General features: G+C 36.8%; 7 protein-coding genes. All 7 read left to right on the top strand.

Annotation, left to right across the window (positions count from 1 at the left end):
* Positions 1 to 280 precede the first annotated feature (280 nt).
* Positions 281 to 973, top strand: a complete 693-nt coding sequence (locus AC1D69_RS24865; protein WP_495458796.1) for a metal-dependent hydrolase — start codon at positions 281 to 283, stop codon at positions 971 to 973.
* Between the two features lie 450 nt (positions 974 to 1,423).
* Positions 1,424 to 1,879, top strand: a complete 456-nt coding sequence (locus AC1D69_RS24860; protein WP_495458795.1) for a hypothetical protein — start codon at positions 1,424 to 1,426, stop codon at positions 1,877 to 1,879.
* A gap of 231 nt (positions 1,880 to 2,110) precedes the next feature.
* Positions 2,111 to 3,163 (top strand): leucine-rich repeat domain-containing protein, encoded by a 1,053-nt coding sequence (locus tag AC1D69_RS24855; protein WP_495458794.1) that lies wholly within the window; start codon positions 2,111 to 2,113, stop codon positions 3,161 to 3,163.
* A gap of 108 nt (positions 3,164 to 3,271) precedes the next feature.
* On the top strand, positions 3,272 to 4,114 hold the full coding sequence (locus AC1D69_RS24850) for a tyrosine-type recombinase/integrase (RefSeq protein ID WP_495458793.1): 843 nt from the start codon (positions 3,272 to 3,274) through the stop codon (positions 4,112 to 4,114).
* Between the two features lie 129 nt (positions 4,115 to 4,243).
* Positions 4,244 to 4,597 (top strand): DUF7674 family protein, encoded by a 354-nt coding sequence (locus AC1D69_RS24845; RefSeq protein ID WP_495458792.1) that lies wholly within the window; start codon positions 4,244 to 4,246, stop codon positions 4,595 to 4,597.
* Positions 4,598 to 4,780: 183 nt separating this feature from the next.
* Positions 4,781 to 5,203, top strand: coding sequence for a hypothetical protein (locus AC1D69_RS24840; RefSeq protein ID WP_495458791.1), 423 nt, complete (start codon positions 4,781 to 4,783; stop codon positions 5,201 to 5,203).
* 326 nt (positions 5,204 to 5,529) lie between these two features.
* Positions 5,530 to 6,054: a hypothetical protein gene (locus AC1D69_RS24835; protein WP_495458790.1), complete on the top strand. Its 525-nt coding sequence runs from the start codon at positions 5,530 to 5,532 to the stop codon at positions 6,052 to 6,054.
* Positions 6,055 to 6,594: the final 540 nt, after the last annotated feature.

Below are 6,594 nucleotides of genomic sequence, written 5' to 3'. Positions count from 1 at the left end.
ATAAAGACATAAAATCTTAATAAATAATGACTAAGTAAAATATCTTATTAAGCTATCGGGACACGATAGCTCAATAAAGACACAACGGCAGCTGGTAAGTGGATCGGCTGCCGTTGTTCAGCTAACGGGCAGTATAGCGATATTTACGTTAAACCGTATTCAGTCCGAAATAATATGGTATAATCAATAATATTTTGCTAACATATCTATATATTCCAACGATAAATAGTAACCAGATTCAGAAATGTTATGAAAAGTAGATGGGAGTGTGTGGGGGACAATGGGATACATCTTTCATGAAATTATTCATTTTTCATTAGGGGCTTGTTTAGCATATTTTATAATTAAAAATGATTATATATCACGAAAAAAACGCTTAATTATATACATCATTGGTGGATTATCGGCAATTTCACCTGATATTCCAAAATATTTTGGGAACGATTTAGCTCATTCTATATTACTTGTCCCTTTGATAGGGATGCTGATTGGAATATTAGCAAAATTTCTTTTAAGGGATATATCATTTAAAAAATTGTGGCTTACAGTCTCAATTGCGGTGTTCAGCCATATTGTTATTGATTACATCGGTAATGGAGTGGCTTTATTTTATCCGTTTGTTATAGAGGAAACTGATTTTCATATTATCAATAGTGTTGATTATTTTCTTATGTATCTTCTTTTACTTGCCTTGATTGCCGCATTATTTTTTAGTAGAGGGCGACTTATAATTATAATTTCGTTATCTGTGGTTATGATATATCTGTCCTTGTTATCTTTTTCTAAAATCCAATTCGAACATGCTTTAAAAAACAAGTATCAAGATCAAAATATTCGTTTACTAATTACTTACCCCGCATCTAATTTTCAGTGGAGCTTTCAAGTTAGAACAGATAAAATTTGGGCTAATGGTCATACGTCTATTTTTAAAATAAAAATCAATGAAGATATGGTTAGCGAAGCATTGAACTAACGGGACACTTTAATTGAATAATACACATTGATGAGCAGGAGCTACGGTAGCCTGCTTTTTTCATTGAACTAACGGGCAGGATAGTGGAACCTATACTTGTAACCTTTTTATACTCATTACGTTTAACATATGAAACTAATTTGTGATTACACTTCTAAATATAAGAGGAGGAACATTTATCAATAGTTTATTTTTTAATGTAAATATGATTACAACTACGTTTGCTGCCTTTTTTAAAGACGGGTTATGGGTTTTAGGTTTCTTTTATTTACTAAATAAGACATTTGAAAATAAAAAACTAAAACAATTATCAAAAGTAGCTATTATTATCATGCTAGCTTTCTTATTACTCTATTATATTTCTAGCAGTTTGAGCTTATTGCACTAACGGGCAGGATAGTTCCAATATGTGGTATTCTAAGATACGGGATTTGAACAGGGGGGGCAATGTTGAGGAAAATAACGCATCCAGTTAAGAGTCCATCAAGTATTGGAAGCATCATAGGCATGATTGCTCTTATATTGAGTCAATCTATTCTTGTATTGAGATCAGGGGATAACAGAGATGTATTCTACGTTTCGTTAACAGCGGTTCTTCTATGTTTAGTTGTACTGTTACTTGCATTGTACAGAATATTTTTCAAGAAACCAACCGAGTTAAGCCTATCCAGTGAGCAAATCATATTAAATGGGAATATAATTAATTCGAGGGATATTAAAGTGATTATGATCAGAGGGTACTTTAAACCTGTTATCGGGATATTACCTTACAGGAGGAAAATCGTCCCAGCAGATATGGCATTTAGGTATTCAAAGGATGAGGATAGAGGTATCACGGATTTAAAGAGTTGGGCAAAAATGAATAATGTAAAGATGGTCAATAAATCGTTTCAAACGTGGATATAAGTGTATTCCTAGCACTATTCGGTACGGTCATTATCTTATTCAGAAGATGGGCTTAACTAGGATGACATACTTGTTCGTTACGCTAACGGGATACGATAGGGGAACAACAAAGGAGCAGTTTGCTACGCAGCTGCTCTCTTTCTTTATTAAGCTAAAGGGCAGAATAGTTCCAATTTATGGTATTATGTATTAGAAATATTATTACTTTGAATGGGAATGGAGACTTATGGGATGAGAATGTATACAGACCCTAAAGGTGAAGCTAACGAGCAGGTAATAGATTTGGCAATACGGAACTCGGAATGTTTTGTACTTGGGGAGAAAATTCCGGGTGATGTGGTAAGGAGCCATTACACAAGCGTATTGGAAGCGTTGGAACCTTATCTGGTGAAAACAATCATAATCCAAGGTGATAATAGGGATGAGTTTACACAAATAAGAAATACCTATCGCAGTAATGCCTTTTATACTGCAGGAACCTACTATTTTTATAGATGCTGCGAAGAAAGCGGGTATGTGCTGAAGCAAATGGCAAACCGCCTGTCGGATTGGATTTATCCTAGCCTGCCGGAAGACTTGTGTTTCTTGAAAGAAGGTGGCGGAGACTACCTTTACTCGGTTGTCCATGAACATATGTATGGTATGGAAGTAACTGAGGAAGAAGCAATTGAACTGATGGATCGAATTACAGGGCTTTTTTTGGAATTAAAGTCTCACCGGGACCTGAATCGTCTGCTAGATGATGCCATTAAGCATAAAACCGACCGGCTGTATATAAGCGGACATGGGCTGACAGAGCTGCCTGAGCGAATCCGGGAGCTTACAGAGATGCGTGATCTAGAAATTTTTGAACAGGATCTTTATCGTCTACCCGAAGGGCTGTTCGAATTAAGCAAGCTTGAACGCTTGAAAATCATGACGGCTGATTTGGAGAGTATTCCCGCATCAATAGCCAGACTGAAGAACCTGAGAGAGCTTTGCATCCAATGTGCGAGCTCGGATCGGCCGGCTCCCGGGTATCGGGTTAAGCCGAAGGAAGAGATCAGCCTAAACAGCATCCCACCGGAGATTGGAAAGTTGGAACAACTGGAGCAACTTACGATTCAATACACCTCGATCCATGAGCTACCCCTCGAGCTAGAGAAGCTGAAGCACCTGCGAATCTTGGACTTAGGAATGAGCATGATCAATCGGAAGCCAGATTTCCTCTATGGTATGAAGCAATTGAAATATTTAAATGTGTCACGGGATTCGTTATGGGAAACGATTGAATCAGAACAGTAGCGTAATGCATTACGCTAACGGGACACGCTAGCACAAGCAGGTTAGAAGATTAAAACCTCTCTTTAGAAGCAAACCTAGATGTAATAGCTTCTAAGGGGAGGTTTTATTATGAATTTAAGTGAGTTGTGGTATCTATATGAGGCTGATAAACGAATTCAAGGATATAGTCCGAGAACATTGAACGCCTACGTCCTCCAGAACAAAATGCTAATGACGGAACTAGGTGATCCCGAGATAGCGGAGATTACATTGCCAATGCTGAAGCAATATTTGGCGAAACAAGCAGAACGTTTGAAGCCAAGCAGCCTAGGGCATCGAATTCGTTTCGTCCGATCCCTATTTCGCTATGCGTATGAAGAGACTTACCTTATTTCAAATCCTTCTTTAAAACTAAGAGAACCCAAATTGGACAAGCGAATTTCTAAGTTTTTAGTCGAGGAAGATGTTATTCATCTTAAGATCTCGTGCCAATCATTAAGAGAAAGAGCGCTGCTTGAACTTCTCTATTGTACTGGCTGTCGAGTCGGGGAAGTAGAGAGGATAAATATCGAGGATATCAACTGGGAAAACTGCTCTATAGTCGTAAACGGTAAGGGCTCCAAGCAGAGAGAAGTGTACTTTACGACAGAGTGCAAAGTATGGTTAAGGAAGTACCTGACCAGTCGTAGAGATACCTGTAAAGCCTTATTCGTAACGGATACCAACCCAACTAAACGCATGGCTATTCCTACAATTAGATGGGCATTAAAACGGCTTGCAGATCGAGGAGAGATTGAAACGAATGTTTATCCGCATCGCTTTCGACATACCTATGCTTGTCAACTCCTTGATAACGGTGCTCCCTTGGATTTCATCCAAGGTATGCTGGGTCATGAGAAAGCCTCAACCACGCAAATATACGCACAACTTCGTGGCGAATGCAGGAGAGAAATGTATCGACGATTTTTTTAGCATAGAATAGCGGTAGATCCCTTTTAGAAATCTGCCGCTATTCAACTAAAGGGCAGGTTAGTACGGAAACTCATCTTAAGCTATACTTGAAACAATAGCATTTTTAAGGACTATTTGGGGTGAATTAATTTGGAGTATGAAGACTTAACTAAACGATTATTAGCTGAAGTACCACAAATAAAGCCGTACTATGAAGAGGAAATTGAATGGCTTCAGGAAGATTTACCACACGTGATATTTGGTATTGTGGTTACTCCGTTCATAATAAAGACTCATTATGAGGGAATTGTTGGAAAAAGTATTTTTAATTTTCTTGAAGAAATGGCTTTAAGTAATGAAAGGGTTCAGGAAGTGTTAGTAGTATCTGTTCTTGAATCATTAATAATTGAAAGAGGACTAATTGAGAAATTGAAAGCTAATATGGGAGAAATAACGAAGAAACTTTGTGAAAAATCAGAGAATGCTTATGGATTCCTTGATTAAGCTAACGGGCAGGATTGCTCAATAACATCACGAACTTAAATTCAAGGTAATTGCTCTACACATGAAGCAGTTTTGAAAGACAACTCAAGTTAATGGTATGTGGCATAAACCGTTGTTGCTCATTCAAATCGCTAATTCCAATGAGTTATTTTAAATTCTTCGTTTTGGTAGGAGGACTAATAAATGCGAAAGTTTTTTATGTTTATGTTGCCCATAATAATTTTAACCTTATCAGGATGTATTCAATCAGCAGTCTATGATTATAGGGATGGTCAGCCAGAAATTCTCATTTTGCCCAACGAGTATCGTTTATATGGGGGCAACCCTGGGCTTAATTTTATCCAAAAAAAACCTGATGGTTCCCCACAAGTGGTTGAACCTAGTGTAGAAAAAGTCGGATGGAATGCTGTCTATGTGCTTTACAAAAGAGTCGATTATGATAGTAAAACGGAGTATGGACTTCTGGATACAGAAAAGGGAACCATTGAAAAACTTGATTCAAACATTGATATTCAGAAACAGTTGAACGAAAGGGGTCTTGGTCCAATAGAGATGTTTGATGTGAACGAACTTGTGGAAAAGAAACGCGAAGAATTGGAAGGGTAACCAGTTGAAATCGACAGCTGTAAGTTTGTTGTTACTCTATCTAGGACTTTCTATACTCGCTTAAGCACGAGAGTACGTTAATGAAATGTTGGCGTTTGTAAAAGTTAATGAGTAAGGAAATCACCTTTAAAGCTGAGTAGATAGCATTTTGGAAGATAATTGATTGAACTAACGGGACACGATAGTTGAATAAGGATTTACTGGAGTCGGCCAACATACTAATTGTTGGTCTTTTTCTGTCGCATCTGGACGATCATGCGACTTAGCAAAATTGAAGGATTCCATCTTTCGATGTCGAAAAAAGACATAAAGGGAGTGGATTCTTCATGAATATAAATGAAAAAAAGGTTAAAAGATTAGAGTTATATCACCGTTCAATTGACGCAGCATACCAACACTTGAACGATGTACACTATAGCGATGATAATGACAAGGTCTTTATGGCTTTGAAATCTTTGTTAGATTTAATTTTCAGTGCTGATGAAATGCATTTTAATCCAAATTACCATGTTATAAAAGATAATGATAATGACGGAAAATACCTAAATGGTTTAAGGTACGCAGCAAATTTATTAAAGCATGAAAAAATTTGTTTTGAAGTGCATCAGTTGAAAACCACTCCATTGTTTCGTTTCCCGTTAGTAATACCGGAGGAAGGAATAAAAATGGGAATAATTCAATTGGAATGGATTAAAGTGGATACTTTACCTAGTAAGCGTGAAAACGATCCGAATCTCATTAAACAGAAACAGATTTATAATGAATGCCTTGTTGGGAAGGCGATATTTCATGCAATAGACTTAGGAATTAAATTTCTAAACAAAGAAAAAGAAAAGTTCATTAGAAAATGAATAATTTTTTTAAATAGCTTAATGACGCATCCGGACGCTAATACACAACATAAGCTAGCGTTATTTTATACTCTCTATTCTATTCATAATGAAAGTATCAGAGTTAATTGATATTCTTAATACTATTTCGTAACTTAACTGTTCCATTAACGTCTATAAACAAAAAGAGGAATGGAAATCCATGTTAAAGACTCTTAAATTTTGGTTAACTTTCTTTTCTCTCCTCGTAGTCCTCTATAACATAATGGGGAAGGACGATAAGAATTTATTGATGTTTTTTACAAGTCCACCTTTTTAGATGACAGAATATATGGGGATTGAAATTTCAATGTTGGCTCTCTATTTTTTAACAGTAGCATACCATAGAGTTTTTGGTTCTATCGCATCCTGACGAAACTGTTCATCTTTTTTATTAAGCTAAACATTCCTGTAAGGCCTAAGATTTGGCCTTTGTCAAAAAAGGAGCGCCTCGGTATGATGGGTTTGTCGACGGGTTAATAACCCAACACCATCAAGGAGGCGCTCTAAATATGAAGTTTA

The sequence above is a fragment of the Paenibacillus sp. Y301 genome (genome assembly GCF_059445505.1).
The sequence above is the reverse complement of the archived record's forward strand: the minus strand, read 5'-3'. Positions and strand labels throughout refer to the sequence as shown.

Excerpts from the sequence above, each read along its gene's own strand:
- AC1D69_RS24865 (WP_495458796.1), top strand. The coding sequence starts at position 281 with ATGGGATACATCTTTCATGAAATTATTCATTTTTCATTAGGGGCTTGT.
- AC1D69_RS24855 (WP_495458794.1), top strand. The coding sequence starts at position 2,111 with ATGAGAATGTATACAGACCCTAAAGGTGAAGCTAACGAGCAGGTAATA.
- AC1D69_RS24850 (WP_495458793.1), top strand. The coding sequence starts at position 3,272 with ATGAATTTAAGTGAGTTGTGGTATCTATATGAGGCTGATAAACGAATT.
- AC1D69_RS24840 (WP_495458791.1), top strand. The coding sequence starts at position 4,781 with ATGCGAAAGTTTTTTATGTTTATGTTGCCCATAATAATTTTAACCTTA.
- AC1D69_RS24835 (WP_495458790.1), top strand. The coding sequence starts at position 5,530 with ATGAATATAAATGAAAAAAAGGTTAAAAGATTAGAGTTATATCACCGT.